This is a genomic window from Flavobacterium sp. MFBS3-15 (assembly GCF_026107645.2).
GTDB lineage: Bacteria > Bacteroidota > Bacteroidia > Flavobacteriales > Flavobacteriaceae > Flavobacterium.
Genome location: NZ_JAPCHV010000011.1, coordinates 38180 through 57176, shown reverse-complemented (window position 1 = coordinate 57176; position 18997 = coordinate 38180). Strand labels below are relative to the sequence as shown.

17 protein-coding genes are annotated in these 18997 nt (G+C 43.9%); 5 read left to right on the top strand and 12 right to left on the bottom strand.

The window, feature by feature from the left end:
* Positions 1 to 69: 69 nt before the first annotated feature.
* From OGH69_RS11070 to OGH69_RS11060, 3 genes are all read right to left on the bottom strand, one after another.
* On the bottom strand, positions 70 to 2055 hold the full coding sequence (locus OGH69_RS11070; RefSeq protein ID WP_265174533.1) for a urocanate hydratase: 1986 nt from the start codon (positions 2053 to 2055) through the stop codon (positions 70 to 72).
* Positions 2056 to 2183: 128 nt separating this feature from the next.
* Positions 2184 to 2360 carry a C1orf53 family protein gene (locus OGH69_RS11065; RefSeq protein ID WP_265174532.1) on the bottom strand — a complete coding sequence of 59 codons (177 nt, stop codon included), beginning with the start codon at positions 2358 to 2360 and terminating at the stop codon, positions 2184 to 2186.
* A gap of 101 nt (positions 2361 to 2461) precedes the next feature.
* Positions 2462 to 2740 (bottom strand): hypothetical protein, encoded by a 279-nt coding sequence (locus OGH69_RS11060; RefSeq protein ID WP_265174531.1) that lies wholly within the window; start codon positions 2738 to 2740, stop codon positions 2462 to 2464.
* 161 nt (positions 2741 to 2901) lie between these two features.
* Here OGH69_RS11060 and OGH69_RS11055 point away from each other — a divergent pair, with 161 nt between their 5' ends.
* The 3 genes from OGH69_RS11055 to OGH69_RS11045 all read left to right on the top strand — a co-directional run bounded on the left by OGH69_RS11055 (position 2902) and on the right by OGH69_RS11045 (position 5009).
* Positions 2902 to 3237 carry a hypothetical protein gene (locus OGH69_RS11055; RefSeq protein WP_372339337.1) on the top strand — a complete coding sequence of 112 codons (336 nt, stop codon included), beginning with the start codon at positions 2902 to 2904 and terminating at the stop codon, positions 3235 to 3237.
* Between the two features lie 75 nt (positions 3238 to 3312).
* On the top strand, positions 3313 to 3792 hold the full coding sequence (locus tag OGH69_RS11050) for a DUF1761 domain-containing protein (protein WP_306354382.1): 480 nt from the start codon (positions 3313 to 3315) through the stop codon (positions 3790 to 3792).
* 74 nt (positions 3793 to 3866) lie between these two features.
* A complete protein-coding gene (locus OGH69_RS11045; protein WP_265174530.1) occupies positions 3867 to 5009 on the top strand; it encodes a GNAT family N-acetyltransferase in 1143 nt (380 codons plus the stop codon).
* A 100-nt stretch (positions 5010 to 5109) separates the two neighbouring features.
* Here the strand turns inward: OGH69_RS11045 and OGH69_RS11040 are convergent, their stop codons facing one another.
* On the bottom strand, positions 5110 to 5988 hold the full coding sequence (locus tag OGH69_RS11040; protein WP_265174529.1) for a diacylglycerol/lipid kinase family protein: 879 nt from the start codon (positions 5986 to 5988) through the stop codon (positions 5110 to 5112).
* A gap of 65 nt (positions 5989 to 6053) precedes the next feature.
* Between OGH69_RS11040 and OGH69_RS11035 the strand changes: the two genes are divergently transcribed.
* Both OGH69_RS11035 and OGH69_RS11030 read left to right on the top strand, forming a co-directional pair.
* Positions 6054 to 7022, top strand: a complete 969-nt coding sequence (locus tag OGH69_RS11035; protein WP_265174528.1) for an App1 family protein — start codon at positions 6054 to 6056, stop codon at positions 7020 to 7022.
* 94 nt (positions 7023 to 7116) lie between these two features.
* Positions 7117 to 7419 (top strand): hypothetical protein, encoded by a 303-nt coding sequence (locus OGH69_RS11030; RefSeq protein ID WP_265174527.1) that lies wholly within the window; start codon positions 7117 to 7119, stop codon positions 7417 to 7419.
* Between the two features lie 34 nt (positions 7420 to 7453).
* Here the strand turns inward: OGH69_RS11030 and abc-f are convergent, their stop codons facing one another.
* The 8 genes from abc-f to topA all read right to left on the bottom strand — a co-directional run bounded on the left by abc-f (position 7454) and on the right by topA (position 18947).
* Positions 7454 to 9367 carry a ribosomal protection-like ABC-F family protein gene (gene abc-f, locus OGH69_RS11025; protein WP_265174526.1) on the bottom strand — a complete coding sequence of 638 codons (1914 nt, stop codon included), beginning with the start codon at positions 9365 to 9367 and terminating at the stop codon, positions 7454 to 7456.
* A 44-nt stretch (positions 9368 to 9411) separates the two neighbouring features.
* A complete protein-coding gene (locus tag OGH69_RS11020; protein WP_265174525.1) occupies positions 9412 to 10449 on the bottom strand; it encodes an NAD(P)/FAD-dependent oxidoreductase in 1038 nt (345 codons plus the stop codon).
* Positions 10450 to 10512: 63 nt separating this feature from the next.
* On the bottom strand, positions 10513 to 11430 hold the full coding sequence (gene gldN, locus OGH69_RS11015; protein WP_265174524.1) for a type IX secretion system ring subunit PorN/GldN: 918 nt from the start codon (positions 11428 to 11430) through the stop codon (positions 10513 to 10515).
* 31 nt (positions 11431 to 11461) lie between these two features.
* Positions 11462 to 12994 (bottom strand): type IX secretion system motor protein PorM/GldM, encoded by a 1533-nt coding sequence (gldM, locus tag OGH69_RS11010; RefSeq protein WP_265174523.1) that lies wholly within the window; start codon positions 12992 to 12994, stop codon positions 11462 to 11464.
* Positions 12995 to 13046: 52 nt separating this feature from the next.
* Positions 13047 to 13682, bottom strand: coding sequence for a type IX secretion system motor protein PorL/GldL (gldL, locus tag OGH69_RS11005; RefSeq protein WP_265174617.1), 636 nt, complete (start codon positions 13680 to 13682; stop codon positions 13047 to 13049).
* Between the two features lie 64 nt (positions 13683 to 13746).
* Complete coding sequence (gene gldK, locus OGH69_RS11000; protein ID WP_265174522.1) at positions 13747 to 15138, bottom strand: T9SS ring complex lipoprotein PorK/GldK; 1392 nt, start codon at positions 15136 to 15138, stop codon at positions 13747 to 13749.
* 149 nt (positions 15139 to 15287) lie between these two features.
* Positions 15288 to 16439, bottom strand: a complete 1152-nt coding sequence (locus OGH69_RS10995; RefSeq protein ID WP_265174521.1) for a formimidoylglutamase — start codon at positions 16437 to 16439, stop codon at positions 15288 to 15290.
* Between the two features lie 6 nt (positions 16440 to 16445).
* Positions 16446 to 18947: a type I DNA topoisomerase gene (topA, locus tag OGH69_RS10990; protein ID WP_265174520.1), complete on the bottom strand. Its 2502-nt coding sequence runs from the start codon at positions 18945 to 18947 to the stop codon at positions 16446 to 16448.
* Positions 18948 to 18997 lie beyond the last annotated feature (50 nt).

The window sequence follows — 18997 nt, the reverse complement described above, 5'->3', positions numbered from 1 at the left end:
ATTGAAAGGAGTTAATGATTCATAGCAATGCATCGTAACGCCGTAACCCGCTTTCCTTAGGAATACCGTTTAGAGTAAGGTATCGTCCACTTTATTCGGGAGAGTGACTTTTAGCAGCGGCTGCGCTTCCATGGCACGTTTTATGGCGAAAATCGCCTCGTCGTTCCTCGCCCAACTGCGCCTTGCAATACCGTTGTTCACATCCCAGAAAAGCATTGATTCCAAGCGCCTTGATGCATCTGATGAACCATCAAGAACCATACCAAAGCCCCCATTGATAACCTCACCCCAGCCTACGCCTCCGCCGTTGTGGATACTCACCCACGTAGCGCCACGGAAGCTGTCGCCAATAACATTGTGTATCGCCATGTCGGCTGTAAAGCGCGAACCGTCGTAAATGTTGGACGTCTCGCGGTACGGCGAGTCGGTACCTGAAACGTCGTGGTGGTCACGCCCCAATACTACCGGGCCTATTTCACCTTTGGCAATGGCCTCATTGAACGCCCTTGCAATGTTGATGCGCCCTTCGGCATCGGCATAAAGTATGCGCGCCTGCGAACCTACCACCAACCTGTTTTCCTGCGCGCCGCGTATCCATTTTATATTATCCTGCATTTGCTGCTTAATCTCATCAGGTGCGGTTTTGGCCATTTCTTCCAGAATATTTGCTGCAATAGCATCGGTCTTTGCTAAGTCTTCCGGCTTGCCGGAAGCGCATACCCATCGGAACGGCCCAAACCCATAGTCGAAGCACATCGGACCCATGATGTCCTGCACGTAGCTCGGATATTTGAAGTCGATGCCGTTGGCCGCCATTACATCAGCGCCGGCACGGGAGGCTTCCAAAAGGAAGGCGTTGCCGTAATCGAAGAAATAGGTTCCTTTAGCCGTATGCCTGTTGATGGCATCGGCCTGCCTGCGCAGCGATGCGTGTACTTTTTCCTTAAACAGTTCCGGGTTCTCGGCCATCATTGTGTTGGATTCCTCCAAAGACAATCCCACAGGATAGTAGCCACCCGCCCACGGGTTGTGTAGCGAAGTCTGGTCACTACCCAGGTCGATATAAATATTTTGCTTGTCGAATTCTTCCCAAACGTCCACCACGTTGCCCTGGTAGGCGATGGACACCACTTCCTTATTGGCTTTCGCCGAACGGACGCGCTTTACGAGTTCGTTGATGTCGGTTACCACTTCATCTACCCATCCCTGCGAATGGCGCGTGTGTACGGCTTTGGGATTCACCTCGGCACACACGGTAATGCAGCCCGCAATATTGCCCGCCTTGGGCTGTGCGCCACTCATCCCGCCAAGTCCGGAGGTTACGAACACCTTGCCATCCAGCCCTTCGCCGTTTTTGGATATTTTGCGGCCACCATTTAGTACCGTAATTGTTGTACCGTGCACAATACCCTGCGGCCCGATGTACATATAGCTTCCCGCGGTCATCTGCCCGTACTGCGTTACACCGAGTGCGTTAAATTTCTCCCAGTCATCCGGTTTTGAGTAGTTGGGTATCATCATGCCGTTGGTCACCACTACCCTTGGCGCATCCTTGTGTGACGGGAACAGCCCCATAGGGTGTCCGGAGTACATTACCAATGTTTGCTCATCGGTCATTTCACTCAGATATTTCATAGTAAGACGGTACTGTGCCCAGTTGGAGAACACCGCGCCGTTGCCACCGTAGGTTATAAGTTCGTGTGGGTGTTGCGCCACTGCATAGTCCAGATTGTTTTGGATCATGAGCATGATGGCTTTGGCCTGCTCGCTTTTTCCGGGATATTCGGAAATTGGCCTTGCGTACATCCTGTAATCCGGGCGTAGACGGTACATATAAATGCGTCCGTAGGTTTCCAGTTCGTGGCTGAATTCCTTTACCAGTTGGGCATGGTGCTGTGGCTCGAAGTAACGCAACGCATTACGGAGCGCGAGTTTCTTTTCTTCGGCAGAAAGTATCTCTTTGCGCTTGGGCGCGTGGTTGATGTCCGCTTCGTAAAGCTTAGGCTGTGGCAGAACGGAAGGGATGCCTTCCTGTATTTGTTCGTGAAATGTCATGATTTGTTGTTTGTCGTTTGGTCGTTATTTTGTGTCACCCTGAGCGCAGTCGAAGGGCATTGTACTTCTCGACAGCGCTCGAAGTGACATGCCATACATAAACTTGAAACTGCAACTATGACTGAAAACTATTTTCTATTAGTTCCTGTTCGTTTGTCAAATCCGTAAGGGCAATGGCGGCACCCGCTTTTGCAGCAGTAGCCGCGTTTGAGGTGGTAGGCCTCGGTAAACACTTTGTAACCTTCGGGGGTTAGGTAGTAATCTTCGCCTTCGGTTAATTTATTTCCAAAATTTTGCCCTGTCATACGCGCAAATTTAGGAACTTTAGATTTATGGCTGGCTTAAATCTAAGGTAACTATACTAATTTATACAAATTCCCGGGTGTGCTCAAAAAAGGAGATTTTCTTAAAACCCAAAGTACGATTTGAATTTATTATAAACAATGCTTTTTTTATCAAAAAAATCGCCAAGTTCCTCAAAAGAACTAAATTTATGTACTTCATCTTTTATATATAAAGATTCATCATATTGTGACCCTTTCGGACATTCCTCGTGGGTTAAAATAATATTACTGTCATGCAACCATACCTTTATCATGCCTGTTGTTTCATTTGATTCATTCTCATAAATATACTCGCATGTATGACCAGAAAGAATTTGTGCTATAAATTTTTCTTTATTCATTTCCTATGTTACGTTAGATCTTTTCAAACGTTTTACCAAAATTCAGTAACTTATTTAAGACGGGATTAATAAACATCATTCTAGAACAATAATTTCCCCCTTTAATTAAATTATTCAAAATTTGACCCTGTCACATGTGTAAATTTAAGAACTTTACATTAATGATCGTCGTCACCACCAAATATTTAATCCCGAAAGGTTACGCTGCTATGGCGCTGTTCCCCTTCATTTTGGTTCATGACCAAAAGATGAAAGAAAACAAAGTGCTAATTAACCACGAGCGCATCCATCTCCGACAACAGGTCGAACTGCTCATCCTTCCTTTTTACCTTTGGTATGTAACAGAATACCTTATCAATCGTCTACGGTATAAAGATGCAAAATCCGCCTACCGCAACATCAGTTTCGAGCGGGAGGCATACAGCAACGAAGGAAACAGCAACTACTTAACCAACAGGACATTGTGGCATTTCGCGAAATACCTATACAGGAAATAATTATTCATTATAAAATCGAATGGTTTAAAGCAAATAATATAAATTTGTTGTAACAAACCATAAAACAAAGCAATCATGATGAATTTTCCGGCCATTCTGGTGGCAACAATTGTAACCCTGCCAATAGGCTTTATATGGTATAATAAAAATGTTTTCGGTACCATATGGATGCGCGAAACAGGAATTACAGAAGAAAGCGCACGCAAAGCCAATATGCTCAAAGTATTTGGGCTCACACTCATTTTTTCGTTCATGCTGGCGTTTATATTGCCTACACTCGTTATCCACCAGATAGGTGCATTGCAGCTTACCGGCGGTGACCTTGCAAAAGTTAAACCCTCATATACCGCTTTCATGGCTGATTACGCCCATAATTTCCGCACCTTTAAGCATGGTGCCCTGCACGGGTTTATGGCAGGGCTGTTTATCATACTGCCGTCAATTGGAATCAATGCCCAATTTGAGGGCAAAAGCTGGAAATACATTTTAATCAACGCCGGATACTTTATCGTATGCCTGACAATAATGGGCGGCATACTTTGCGCATGGGAATAAACATATCATTATGTAAAAGCAACACGGCTCCCCGAGGTTTCAGCATTTTTGGGGGCTTTTGTGAAACTACAATTTTGGATCAAAACTTTTCTTTTACCATTTTTAGTACTGCGGCAGCACTCCCCGCAACATGGGATACAATTGCCGAAGAAAATGCGTTTCTTAAGCGCAATTACCTGTGCGTACTTGAAAAGTCGGCTCCCGAAAACATGGAGTGCCACTTCGTTGGGCTCTTGAAGGATGGCAAACTCTGCGGCATTGCCCTGGTACAATACATCAATCTTAGCCGTGTAAATACGTTTGTGGAGGAAAAGAAAAGTTTCTGCCTGAAAGATTATATTTTCAGGCAATTCTCCTCACACATACTGGTCATCGGCAACAATACGCTGACAGGACAAAATGCCTACCTGCTTACTGATGCCATTCCTGAAACAGCAGCGTTATCCCTATTACAGAGGTCACTGCAGCATATCGCCCGCGACTATCGCAAAAAGTGCGTGTACATGCACGTGCTTGCCATAAAGGATTTCAACCGTGAAGAGTTGCCCGATTTCAAAGCCGCAGGATTTAAGGGGTATTACCAGTTCTGCACACAGCCTAATATGATCTTTTCCATAAAGGAAAATTGGGGCAGCATTGAGGACTACCTCGCCGACCTGAATACCAAATATCGCACCCAGTACAACCGCGCCCGCAAAAAAGCGGAGGGCATCGAAAAGCGGAAACTGACTTTAGAAAATATCCGTGAGCAGCAGGACCGCATCCACGAGCTGTACCTTACCGTTGCCGGGAATGCCTCTTTCAATACTTTCCACTTGCCGAAAGACCACTTTGAAGCTTTTAAAGAACATTTGAAAGATGATTTTCTATTCTACGGGTACTTTCTTGACGGCAAACTGGTAGGGTTTAACACGCTCATCAAAAACGGCCCTGACATGGACACCTATTTTTTGGGTTACGATGACGCTATCCAAAAGGAGAAAATGCTGTACCTGAACATGCTGTACGACATGGTGAGCTATGCCATCAAAAAAGGATTTAAGCAAGTTGTTTTTGCCCGATCGGCCATGGAGATTAAGAGTTCGGTTGGAGCCAAAGCCGAGGAAGTATACGGCATGATAAAGCACACTAACCCATTATTGAACGCGTTCATGTCGAAACTATTCCCGTACTTCGACCCAAAAGTGGAATGGAAAGAACGAAGCCCGTTTAAATAACGTAAGATAGACGCTTTACCTGCATAATATAATTCTATGTCAGCAACCAGACGGGGGCAATCCGTCTCTACAAAAAAGCTGTCTGACACACTTACCATAATTACGGCACCGCCACCTTCATCTGCCTGTGAAGCATTTTTATTTCCAGCCGCTCTTCCTCGCCGCAGTATTCGCCGTCAATCTGGAAACATACGGGAACGTTGGTTGTAATAAGCGCTTCTTCGGTTGAGATAATTTCCACATCTTCCTCGCTGTCCAAAGGTATGTTGCCGGTAATTATTTTGCCTATAAGGAAAACATCCATGCTTTTTAGAATAACGATCTCAAATTTGCCATCGTCCATTTTCCCGACAGGGTTAATAGTCACCCCGGTGCCGTATCGTTGCGTATTGGCAATCACCACCATACGCGCTTCGGTTTCTATTGTTTTACCATTAGCCTGTATCTTTGCATGAAAGGGCGGTTCAAGTCCTGTAAGTGTGTTGATAGCCTGTAATGCGTAGCCAAGCTTCCCCCGAATGTTGCTTCCCTCATAATTGCGTATCAATTCAGCATTTACACCAATATCACTTAAGTGCAGGCTTTTTTTGCCATTAATACATACCATATCCATTTCCATAACATTACCGTGAAATGCGATCCTGAGTGTTTCCTGGATATCGCTGGGCAACTCTAAATCCACGGAAAGTCCATTAGCCGATCCGGCAGGCAGCACTCCAATTATTACGTTAAGATTCTCTACTGCCTCAGCAACCATTTTTATGGTGCCATCGCCTCCCACTACAAGAATACGCTCCGGTTTATGCTCCTTATACAGCGAACGGATGGCACTTTCATCCTCTTTTCCCGTAGTTTCAAATTCAATCAGCTTAATACCTTCACCTGCAGCATATTCTAGTGATGCATTGACTATTTCGGCCTTATCATTTCCACCTGCAATGGGATTAACAATCAATAAACATTTCTTTAGGGCATCCATCCTGAATTTTTGATTAAATTTAAAGAAATGGAATCGGTAAACTCTTATCAAACTTATAAATTTTCATGAAGCCAGTTTTAAAACTCTACAGAGGCTATGCCAATGAGCAGGAACTCATCGTTTTTGGACATATTTTCCGGCCAAATACGGCAGGCAACTATGAATTTGAGAAGAAACGTTTTAAGAATGCGAAATCAATTATCCGGATGTTCCGCATCAAGACAATACCTAATGCCGATGTATACCTGGACCACAATGGGATGAAAATTCATACGAAAGCTTTGGACGATGGCTATTTTAAATTCTGTATTCCCCTTAATAAGGAATTAAGCCACGGATGGACAGACTATTATGTAAGCATTTTCCATGATGGGGAAGAAATAAGGGAGAAAGGTACTTACATCCGGCCTTTTGAGGGCAATTTGGGCTTCATTTCAGACATAGATGATACTTTCCTTGTTTCGCATACCCGAAATGCCTTTAAGAAGCTATATATCCTTTTATGGAAAAACATCAACAAGCGCAAAATATACGATGACGTTGTACCGCACTATCAGGCACTGAGTACTGCCGGACGAAATACCAAAGAAGAGACCAATGCATTTTTCTATGTGTCCAGCAGCGAATGGAACCTGTACAGCTTCATTGTCAAGTTTACCGAAAAGCACGAGTTGCCCCGCGGTGTCCTTTTGCTGAAAGACATCAAAACCAGCCTCATGGATTTTTTTGTTACCGGGCGTGGCAACCACAACCATAAATTCGACAAGATAAAGCATATACTTGAGTTTTATCCACACCTGCAGTACACCCTGCTAGGAGATGACTCACAACATGATCCTTACCTTTATGAGGCCGTATGCAAGATTTTTCCCGTTACTTTAAAGGCTGTATATATCCGGCAGACGGGCAGGCATAAAAAGGGTAAAGCACTGAAGGCCCTCAAAAATATCGAGTCCATGGGAGTTGCAGTCTGTTATTTTAAAGACAGCAGCGAGGCAATTGAACATTCTAAAAGCATTGGTTTGATAGCATAATAGGTGCAAAACGTTAACTTTAAGATAGTTTTATATATAATACCTTACAGAATGGTTAATTTTAAGCTGCATTAATAACCACAAAGTAAATAACATGAAGAAAGTAATTATTATGGCAGGATTGTCAATCGTACTTTTGGCCTCCTGCAAAAAGAAAGAAGAGACGGTTCCTGTAACTCCTCCGCCTGTTGAAAACCCGGCTCCGGAACCTACGCCGCAACCACAAACCAACAACACTACAACCACAACAACCACGACAGTTGAAAAGGAACCGGATGGAACCTCAATCAGCGTTGGCCAGGATGGGGTAAGCATTAAAAGCAAGGATGGTGAAAAACAAAATAATGTGACTATCACCAACAAAAAGAAAGAAGTAGAGATTAAGACTCAGAATTAAACAAAAAGTCTCCGCCGCGGCGGAGACTTTTATTTTATGCATTTTCCATTTCTTCCTGTACTATTTCCCATTCTTCCATCAGGGCGTCGAGGTCTTTCTTTTTCTTTTCATAAGCAGAAAAGAATGAAGCATCTCCCATAAGCTTTTCAGGATGCTCTGCCAGTGCGCGGTCGTCCTTTTGTATTTCCTTTTCAAGTTCCTGTATCTGGCCTTCTATTTTTGAAAGGCGGTTTTGCAGGGTCTTGTTCTTTTTTTGGTCTTCGTAGGATACCGGTTGCTTTGGCGCAACCTTAGTAGTCTCCTTTACTACCGGATCCTTTTTCTCCACCTCGCGCATATTTTGCAGGTTGCGCTGCTCCAGATAAAAATTGATATCACCCAAATACTCCCTTATCTTTTGGTCCTTAAATTCATAAACCGTGTTGGCCATGCCCTGAAGAAAATCCCTGTCGTGCGATACAAGCAGCAACGTGCCTTCAAACTTTTGCAGGGCGACTTTCAGAACATTCTTAGACTTGATGTCGAGGTGGTTGGTAGGTTCGTCCATTACCAGCACATTTATCGGTTGCAGTAGGAGTTTACATAATGCAAGCCTGTTTCTCTCACCCCCGGAAAGCACCTTTACCTTTTTCTCTACATCATCCCCACGGAATAGGAAAGCACCCAACATGTCACGCACTTTCATGCGGTTAGTATCTGTAGCGGCATTCTCCATGGTTTCGAGCAGGGTAATTTCGCCATTCAGGTATTCTGCCTGGTTTTGTGCAAAGTAGCCCAGCTGGACGTTATGGCCCAATTTTATAGTCCCTTCATAGTCGATATCTTTGGTAATTGCTTTTATCAGAGTCGATTTACCCTGACCATTCTGCCCAACGAAAGCGATCTTACTGCCGCGCTCTACGAGCAGGTTTATGTCTTTCAGGATGGTTTTATCACCATATTTTTTCGTCACGTGTTCAGCTTCAACAACAACACGGCCCGGTGTTATGGAAACAGGAAATGAAATGCTCATCACCGAATTATCGTCCTCATCCACCTCAATGCGCTCCACTTTATCAAGCTTTTTGATGAGCGACTGCGCCATAGAGGCCTTGGATGCTTTGGCCCTGAATTTTTCAATGAGCTTCTCAGTCTGTTCTATTTTCTTCTCCTGGTTTTTTTGGGTAGCCAGCTGTTTCTCCCTTATCTCGTGACGAAGGTCGAGGTATTGCGTGTAAGGTTTGTTGAAATCGTATATTTTGCCGAGCGAAATTTCAATTGTACGGTTGGTCACATTGTCCAGGAACATTTTGTCGTGCGAAACGATAATCACTACACCCGGATAGTTCCTCAGGAAAGATTCGAGCCAGATGATACTTTCGATGTCAAGGTGGTTGGTAGGCTCATCCAGCAGCAACACATCATTGTTTTGAAGCAGAAGCTTAGCCAGCTCTATGCGCATGCGCCATCCGCCCGAAAAGGTATCGGTTAGCTTAATAAAATCCTCCCGTTTGAAGCCCAGGCCTAACAATATCTTTTCGGTATCTCCTACATAGTTGTAACCGCCCAGGATTTCATAATGATGCGTATGGTCGCTTAGGTCTTCTATGAGCTTTGAGTATGATTCACTCTCATAGTCGGTACGCGTCGCCAATTGATGGTTGATGTCGTCGATTTTCTTCTCGGAAGCTTTAATCTCCTCGAATGCCTGATAGGCTTCATCAAGCACAGTACGCCCTTTTACAAAATCGATATCCTGTCGAAGGAAGCCAATCCTAACTTCCTTCTCGGTGGCTATAACTCCTGAATCAGGTGCAATGTCTCCGGAAAGGATCTTCAGCATGGTCGACTTACCCGCGCCATTCTTGCCTACAAGGCCTACCCTGTCGCCGGCACCGAGCCTGAAAGTTACTTCCTCAAACAAATAAGTCCCGCCAAAGGACACCGATAAATTATGTATGTTCAGCATTATATGTCTGCAATTTTGCGCAAAGGTAGCATTTAGAAACCGGATTACATAAACCGCTCCAGATTTACTTCCTTCCTCACAGGATTCCCGGAAATAATAGAGTCAAATAATTCTTTTGCCATAGGCGGACCCAGCATTACACCGCGTGTACCAAGCCCATTAAGCAGATGTACATTCTTATGATTCGGATGTGTGCCTAGGAGGGGTTTGCGGTCTTTCGTAGTTGGCCTAATGCCTGCCAATTGGTTTACTACTTGGTAATCGCAGGTTATAATCTCCTCCAGCCTGGAGCAAAGTTCAGTACGAGCCGCTTCGGTAGGTATATTGGTTTTGTCTTCCCATTCATAAGTGGCCCCTACCTTGAAAAGGGTATTGCCTAATGGCAGGATAAAGACATCCGCTTTGATGATGACGTCCAGTTCGAGTCCCGGCGCTTCAATAATGAGCATTTCGCCCTTTGTGCCGTTGAGTGGCAAATTAGTGAAGAAGGGATTTTTCTTTATACCGAAACCTTCGGCAAAAATGATGTTCGTGGCCATTACACCTTTATACTCTAAGTAATCATCATGAAGCACTAGGGCATCATGATTGAATTTTTCCTCAATAAGGCTGTCGCTCTGCCTAAGGAAGTTATGGTAACCCGAAACTAACGCTGCCGTATCCAGGTAGCCGGTATGCATCACCTCGCCAAAGCCATATGGAGAAGGCAGGCACGGATAATTTTTGTGAATGATGTTAAGCGAAAGGAACTGATCCAATCCCGGCTTATCTGCTGCGGCAAACCAGTTGTTTTGCTCTTCTACAGAGGCAAACTTCCTGTAGATTGGCATATGCACATCAAACCTGATTTTCAATCGCTCTTCAATAGATTTATAAAACGGCTTGATGAATGCCATGTGAGCGACTGCATCCTGGGGCATATTGAGCCTTTTCAGGATAACAGGATTGTACAATCCACCGGCTACAAGCGAGGAATTCTGCGAATCATCAGAAACCACAGTAAAGGTCTTGCCTGCCCGGAAAGCTGTCTCCGCAAAACTTATCCCCGCGATGCCGCCACCTACAATAATAAAATCTTTCATGGGGTAAAAATAAAAAACTCTTACCACAAGGGTAAGAGTTTTTGTTATTTTGGACGAATGAGATTAGTAATTCCACATATCCTGCTCGAAGTTACGTATCTTATCCTTGATACGCTCTGCTTCAAGAAGCTGCATTTGGGAGTTATCTTTCTGATAATCTTCAACAAGCCTGTCACCGTAAACATTCTCCTCTTTATAGATCACACCACTAAAGCGACGTGAATTCAAAAGGTGGTCGAAGGTGATTGGCATAGCCGAGTTCCTTTCGTTGAACGCTTTAGCTTTGTGAAGTACATCGCGTGCCGCAGGGAAATACACCCATGTGTTAGCGAAATATTCAGGCTCAACATCAGGCTTGCCTACAGTAAATACATCCGGAAGCATTGGTGAAATACCAAGCATCCTGTACTTCAATTCGCCCTGGCGCTTGTCAAAATACCACAAGCCTACAACTTCATAACCGGCAACGTGGTACGCTTTAAGGTCAGTCCTTGTAATGTACTGCTCAGAAATTGTCTTCTTTCCTGACCTGTAAGCGGCCATGTCAGTACTCATTTCTTCCTTACCGGCATCTGTGGTGTCGATTGAAGAAAGTGAAGCTTCGATATCCTTGAAGGTTTTTTTGGTAGTAAAATAGCTGTCGTCATAAACTTCAGTAATCTTACCATCACGTATAGCCTCGATCAGCACATCATAAAGTGGTTTCCTGTCCGGGCCTAAATTGCCTTCAACAGGGAAATACATTGGGAAGTTCACCCTTTGGTCAAGGTCAATGCGTTCCCAAACCTTCCTTGCAAGCAACACATCCCTGTCACCTACATAGCCATAGGGAAGCGGATTGTCATTATCCAACGAATCCTGTGCAGCTGTTTTTTTACCAATCTCTGCCGGAGTTTTTGCATTCAGAATATTAGACTGTGCAAAAGCTGCCGTAGATACCATGGTAAAGAAAACCATTAATGATAAAATCCTCCTACTCATTGTCTATACTTTTAGTATGTTATTTTGTAAATTACTGAACTTCGTAAGTACAAGTTGAAACTCTTTTCACAGGAAGGTCAATACCTACGAACCTTGCCTTGATTTCAGAGATAACAACTACATCACCCCTGCTTGCCTTTGCGATGGCAGCTTTTGCCTTCGCATCCATTTTGTTACCTGAAACAACGATGGTTGGTGATCCAGGAACTTTAAGGTTGAATTGTGTAACGTTTACTGTTACAGGGAAATCGAAATCTTCCATCTCAGCAGAAATTGTACACACTTCAAGGTTCGATTTAGGACCTTTTGCAGCAACCTCATTCCTGATTTTACCTGTTGGTGCAGGAAGGCCTTTGATACGAAATACTTTCTTATCGCTGACATTCTTACCATCAGGAAGTTTACCAGTTACGTTAACCACTACTTCATTTCCTGATTGTGGACTTAGCATGTATTGACCCGGCTTACCGGCAGACCTCATGCCCGGAGCAGAAGCAGTAACGTTATTAGCAGCAATACCTGCAAATGAAACTGAAATAGGGTTATCTACTCCACGGTACACAACATTCATCTTGTCAGCTGAGATAGTCGCAGAGTTTGGTCTCGGTACTACTACATATTTTCCTTCAAATTGTAACGGCACTTTTTTACCATCTTCAAGGAAAACGAATTCACCTTTAATTGCCTGTTCTCCAATAGCACCGGCAGTCATGTTGATTGTTGCCTGACCATTCTCAATTTTACCAGGACCTTTAAAGTCAACGGGCTGTGTATTTGAGTCATAACGTCCTAAAACAACTTTACCTGTAACTGTTTCGCCCTGGAAGTAAGCGTTCTTGTCAAGAACTACTAACGCAGTGTAGTTTTTCATTGACATTGATTCCACCGCAGCTTTACCAAGAGCGATGTTGTACACGTTAGCTTCAATTGTTTTGATGTTATTCTGCATTGCAGAAAGTTTAGTCAAAGATGCGATTGAAGGGAAACCTTTGTAGTGATAATCAAGATATTTCTTTTTAACACCTTCTCCATCAGTAACATCAGCAGTATTGAACCTTGAATCAAGCTCCTTATTAATAGCAACGTATTTAACATCATTACCAATAACAGCCTTCATATCAGCTTTATACTTCTCAATCCTGGCCACAATTTCCTTACCTTTTGGTGAATAACCATCACCTTCAAACCAGCCTTCGTCAATTTTATCACCTTTATCCATTGCTTCGTAAGGAAGCTTTCCATTCTCTTCCTTTTCAATATCCTTAGTGATGTCGCCTTTAAGGCCTTCAATATAAGTGAAAAATTCAGCAGAAATACCTTTTACCTTATCAGACAGCTGTTTCGCTGCTGTAAAAGTAGGGTTCTCTGCAGCCTTTGCAGAAAGCGCTTGGTATAGCATATCATTGCTTGCCGTAGCATCTTTATTTGAAGACTCAAATTGCTCGTTCATAAGGCCGAAGGCCGATAGTACCTCTTTTGACATATTCAATGCCAACATTGCGATGAAAACCAGGTACATGAGGTTAATCATCTTCTGCCTTGGGGTTAATTTTCCTCCTGCCATTTCTAATTAGTCTGTTTTCTTTTAGTTAAAATAAAATTGATTGCTAATTAGATTAGCCCCTGTTACCCATTGCAGAAAGCATACCACCGTAAACATTGTTTAGTGAAGCAATGTTTTGTGTCATGGCGCTCATCTGCTCTTTTAGTTTAGCAGCGTTATCAGCGATTTCCTTGTTAGCTTCAGCATTACGTGAAGCACTTTCAAGCTGTACTTTGTAAAGGCTGTTTAGTGATTCCATCTGTGCAGCAGCCTGAGACATTTCTTCGCTGTATTTTTTCTGAGAAGCGATAGAGTCAACAGTTGGAGAGATACCTTTAGCAGCTGATTCAAAGTTCTTAATGCTGTTTCCAAGGCTTTCCATAAGCGCTCCGTCAATTTTAGCTTCTTTCAAAAGGTTGTCAAGTTTCTGAGAAAGTAGTCCCTGAGCTTCTTTAGGATCTTCTTTCTTTAGCTCTTTTTTCTTGGCTTCGCCACCTGCAAGCTCAGGATAAACCAGAGACCAGTCCAACTCCTTCTCAACAGGATCGAAAGCAGAAAGACCAAAAATCAAAGCTTCAGTCGTAAGACCAACGATAAGCATCAGACTTGCTCCCGGCCAGTGCATCAGCTTGAAAAGAGCTCCGATGATTACAACTGCCGCTCCCATACCATAGGCAAAATTCATAACTTTTTTAGGTAGTGCCATAATAAAAATAATTTTTAGTTTTTAGTTAAGTTAAATTTAAAATATTCGAAAAGAAAATGTTGGTTACTTATTGATTCGCTGTACTCTCCGTACCCATATAATCCTGACAAGTCCTGAATCCTATGTAGCTCCTCGCAGAGTCGGCATATTCCCAGTCCCTTGTACTCACCTGAAGGAAGTAGCCTACATCCTTCCATGACCCTCCACGGATTACTTTACGATTATTTGTCTGGTCAGGAACGTTAGGGTTCATTGTAGACACATACTCATAGGATGCAGCGTCATATGATGAATCCGTCCACTCAGAAACGTTACCCGCCATATTATAGAGATTAAAGTCATTTGGCTCGAATGATTGTGCCTCTACCGTATAAAGAGCACCGTCTGCTGCATAGTCACCCCTGTTAGGCTTAAAGTTAGCAAGGAAACACCCTGTATCATTTTTAGCATACGGACCACCCCATGGGAATGTCGCAGACTCAAGGCCACCCCTAGCGGCATATTCCCATTCAGCCTCAGTAGGAAGACGGAACTTGTTTACAAACTGCCTGCCTTTTTGCTTTTGATAAGCATTCTTATTTAGATGCCTCCACGCACAGAAAGCTTTCGCTTTTTTCCATGAAACACCCACTACAGGATATTCACCATATGCATCATGCCAAAAATAATCATTGTGCATTGGCTCATTATACGAGTAAGCAAAATCTTTGATCCAAGCCGTAGTATCCGGATAGATCGCTATCGGCTCCGACTTGATATACTGCCTCCTTTTTTCCCTTGAACTAACCGAAGTCGACCTGTCATTAGCGGCTTTCTCAATATCCATCCACTTGTAACGGAAAACAAGCTTAGACACATCTATAGTCCTTACACCATTATACGATTCAGATTCAGGAAGATACATAGAATCCATCACCTCTACATAATCCGCATCCGGATATTTGTATGGATCCTGGATCAGTTTTGGCTTATGGTTAAGCCTCCTGCCTGCATAAAGGTCATCAGGATTTGTTGGGTCCGGAAGGTCCCAATAGTTCTCTTTCATGTATGTCTCGTAAGGAGTCAGTTCCTCCCCTTCGTCAGCACCTTTAAATGCATATTCGCCTATACCGCCGCTACCGGGAGTAGCGCCCATCTCGTCTGCTTGAATAGCAAGCCTGGTCCTGATAGTCGAATCTTTAACCCATTCTACGAACTGACGGTATTCACTGTTTGTAATCTCTGTTTCGTCCATGTAAAAAGAACGCACAGTTACAGTTTTAGTCGGCGCATCCTGCACATTCGCCAAGTCATCATCCGACTTACCCATAATGAAAGCGCCGCCAGGAACCAAAGTCATACCATAAGGCTTTTCCGGCCTCCACTTCTTTCCTCTAACACCTACCAGTTCCCCCCGGTCACTGGAACCACAGCTGATTAAAAATGATAAAGTTGCTGTTAATGCAATGAACTTCTTCATAGATTTGGGTTGTTTTTGTAATTCTATTTTTAAGGGCGTAAACCTATTTATTTATTTTCAAAAAAACAATTTTTTTAATAAAAAAACCGTGTCAAAAAGCAAACATTTCAATTGTTAGCGATAAAGCAGTCTTTTTTGTAACAAAAACGTTAAATTATGTTTTTTCTTTGAGCTTTCCATAATCTTTCAGGAAACTCGTTATTGCAGGCACTAATGTAATCATTATAGCTACATGGTAATAACGTATTCCTTTTTAATTTATTGTCAACACCCGATACAAATGGGACATCAATCCACCATCGGTCAGTTTTGTCACTCTTATAAAACACGAGCTCCTCGCCTTCCATCGGCACTATATATTTCAGGTATTGCTCCTTGCTCCCAAACGGATATTCGTTCGAACGATAATGCATGCCCTCAATAAAGTACCATACCACCTGCGCTATAAGCGCTGCCTCCTGCCGGGTGTCCTCCTGATTGAAAATACCAAAGGAACTTACCTTGTCACTTATCCCGGCGTAGCGCGCTAAAGTACAAATTTCTTTGCCATCAAAACCATTTGGTATAAATTTAACAATATTGCCTGAATCTGCTGATTTAACTGCCGTCATATCAACACAAACCACATCAGCATCCCTGAAGACAGGCTCTGCGATTGATGGATCTTTACTAATCTCGCCCAGCCTGTAGGCATCAAAATAGAGCTTTTCAATAAGATCAATCTCTTCTTGAGAATTATAATAGGTCTGGAAACCAATATTACTATAGTTGAACAGGTTATTAGGCTCATCCACGATGATTTTTGTAAGGTATGACCTTGCCGACATCGGCTCATCTTCTTTCCCAAAATCAAACCTGCTGTCAATAGCTACCAGGTTCACCATCTGCTCCAGCTTGTCGTAAGCACGGTACATACCGTAAGCCAAATCCTGCGAGCCACCTATAACGATTGGGACCACCTTGTCTTTAATGAGCACTTCTAAAATGCTTTTCACAGCATAATAGGTATCCTGTGGGGTCTCGCCCGAAGGAATATTTCCAAAGTCGATAATTGCCTTGTCCCAATTGCCCGGAAAAAGACTGTACAGTTCTTTCCTTATATAATTAAGGTGTACATGGCCTTTTTTATCATTCATACCCCTGTTATCCGGCACGCCAATAATCGCAATGGCGGCATTTTCCGTTTCGGGAAAAACCTCTTCGGTATGCATCACAACTTTCCTACCCAACGACTGCGAAGGCAATTCACCTACAAACTCGACAAGTGCATGATCCAGTGGTTCTAAATATTCAAAAGGCATGGTTGGTTATTTCTTTTTTGCGGTTGTCTTTTTTGCCGGTGCTTTCTTTGGGGCAGTTTTCTTCGCAGGGGCTTTGGCCTCGATCATTGCTTTTACCTGGTCGAGTGTCAGTGCGGCCGCATCAACATCTTTGCCCAACTCTATCTTGGTTTTTCCTTTAAGGATAACTGAACGGCCCCAGCGCGCCTTCTCTACTTTTATACCTTCTGCTTCCCAGTTGTGAAGCACTTTATCCTGGTCTTTCTGGATTTTATCTTCAATCAGGTTAACGATATCATCCTGCGAAAGGCGGTCAAAATTATATTTTTTGTTTACGTTGATAAACATCCCGTTCCATTTGATGAATGGCCCAAAGCGACCAACACCTTTTTGAACCGGCTGGCCTTCATATACACCTATAGGAGCGTCGGCCTGCTCTTTTTCAGAAATGAGCTCCTGTGCCCTTTCGAAAGTAACATCCAACGGATCCTCTCCTTTTGGCAATGAAATAAATGTTTTGCCAAAGCGCACATACGGACCAAAACGCCCGTTATTCACTTCAACCTCTTCTCCTTTGTAAGTACCAAGGCTCTTTGGCAGCATGAAAAGCGCCAATGCCTGGTCTAAAGTAATCGTAGTAATGTTTTGGTCAGGCATCAGGCTGGCGAACTGCTTGTTCTCATCCTCAGCATCACCTATCTGCGCCATAGCACCAAACCTTCCGAGGCGCACACTTACCGGTTTACCTGTTTTAGGATCGGTACCCAATATCCTTTCGCCCGATTCTCTTTCGGCATTTTTTTCCACGTCCTGTACTGTCGGATGGAAATGTCCGTAGAAATCATTCATCATTTTCGTCCAGTCCTCATTGCCCGAAGCGATCTCGTCAAAATCCTGCTCTACCTTAGCGGTAAAATTATAGTCGAGAATCGTTTCAAAATGGTTTACAAGAAAGTCATTTACAATGATTCCAATATCTGTAGGGACTAACTTCCCTTTATCCGAACCGTAGTTTTCTGTCAGTTCCTGGCTTGAAACCTGCGAACCTTTCAGCATCATTTGCGTATATTTACGCTCCTGCCCTTCAAAACTCCCTTTTTCAACATAATTCCTGTTGATGATGGTAGAAATGGTCGGCGCATATGTAGATGGACGGCCGATACCAAGCTCCTCCAGCTTCTTAACCAATGCCGCCTCAGTATAGCGCGCCGGTGGACGGGAGAAACGCTCGGTAGCGGTTATGTAATTGTTATTTAACCTTTCGTTTACTTTTAGTGCAGGTAGCATTCCTTCCTGTTCTGCATCTTCATCATCACTGCCTTCAAGGTACACTTTGAGAAAACCTTCAAACAAAAGCACCTCTCCTGACGCTGTAAATAATTCTTTATGGTTATTGGCCTCAATCTTTACATTGGTACGCTCCAATTCGGCATCGCTCATTTGTGAAGCAACGGTACGTTTCCAGATCAGGTCATACAGCCTTGCCTGGTCGCGGTCGATGTTTACCGTGTGACGCGACATATCGGTCGGCCGGATTGCTTCGTGTGCTTCCTGCGCCCCCTTGCTCTTAGTTGCGTAGGTTCGCGGCTTGCTGAACTCCTTGCCATAAGACCTGGTTATTTCATCCTGCGCTGCCGCCATGGCTTCCTGCGAAAGGTTCACACTGTCGGTCCTCATGTAGGTTATAAGCCCTGCTTCATATAGGCGCTGCGCCAGCATCATGGTAACACCCACCGGGAAGTACAATTTCCTCGATGCTTCCTGTTGCAGCGTAGACGTAGTAAACGGCGCTGCGGGCGATTTTTTTGCCGGTTTTGTTTCAAGGTCCGACACCTTATATATAGTACCTATATTTTTATTCAAAAAGTCCTGAGCCTCCTGCTTAGTCGAAAAGTTCTTCGGAAGCCTTGCCTTAAAAGATTTTCCGGCTTCGTTCACGAATTCAGCAGTCACGCTGTACGTACCTTCCGAATTGAAATTCTGTATTTCACGCTCCCGCTCTACGATAAGACGCACCGATACCGACTGCACCCTTCCGGCTGACAGCCCGCTTTTCACCTTCTTCCAAAGTACCGGCGAAAGCTCGTAGCCCACCAGCCTGTCCAACACGCGTCGTGCCTGCTGGGCATTTACCAAATCATAGTTGATTCCCCTTGGGTTCTCGATCGCCTTTTGGATTGCTGTCTTGGTGATCTCATGGAAAACGATGCGCTTGGTCTTGGCCTTGTCCAGTTTAAGTTCTTCCGCAAGGTGCCATGCGATCGCCTCACCCTCGCGGTCCTCATCGGAAGCCAGCCAAACCATTTCGGCCGACTTAGACAGATCCCTGAGCTTTTTAACCAAAGCCTTCTTGTCGGAAGATACTTCATATTTCGGCTTGAAGCCATTCGCTACGTCCACCCCTATCTCCTTGCTGGGAAGGTCGGCGATGTGCCCGTAACTGGACTCTACCTGAAAGTCTTTTCCTAAAAATTTCTCTATGGTTTTTGCCTTTGCAGGCGACTCAACGATCACTAAATTCTTTGCCATACCATGTTTCTTTGGGGGCAAAAGTATTGGTTTTTTTTAAATAGTAAGAT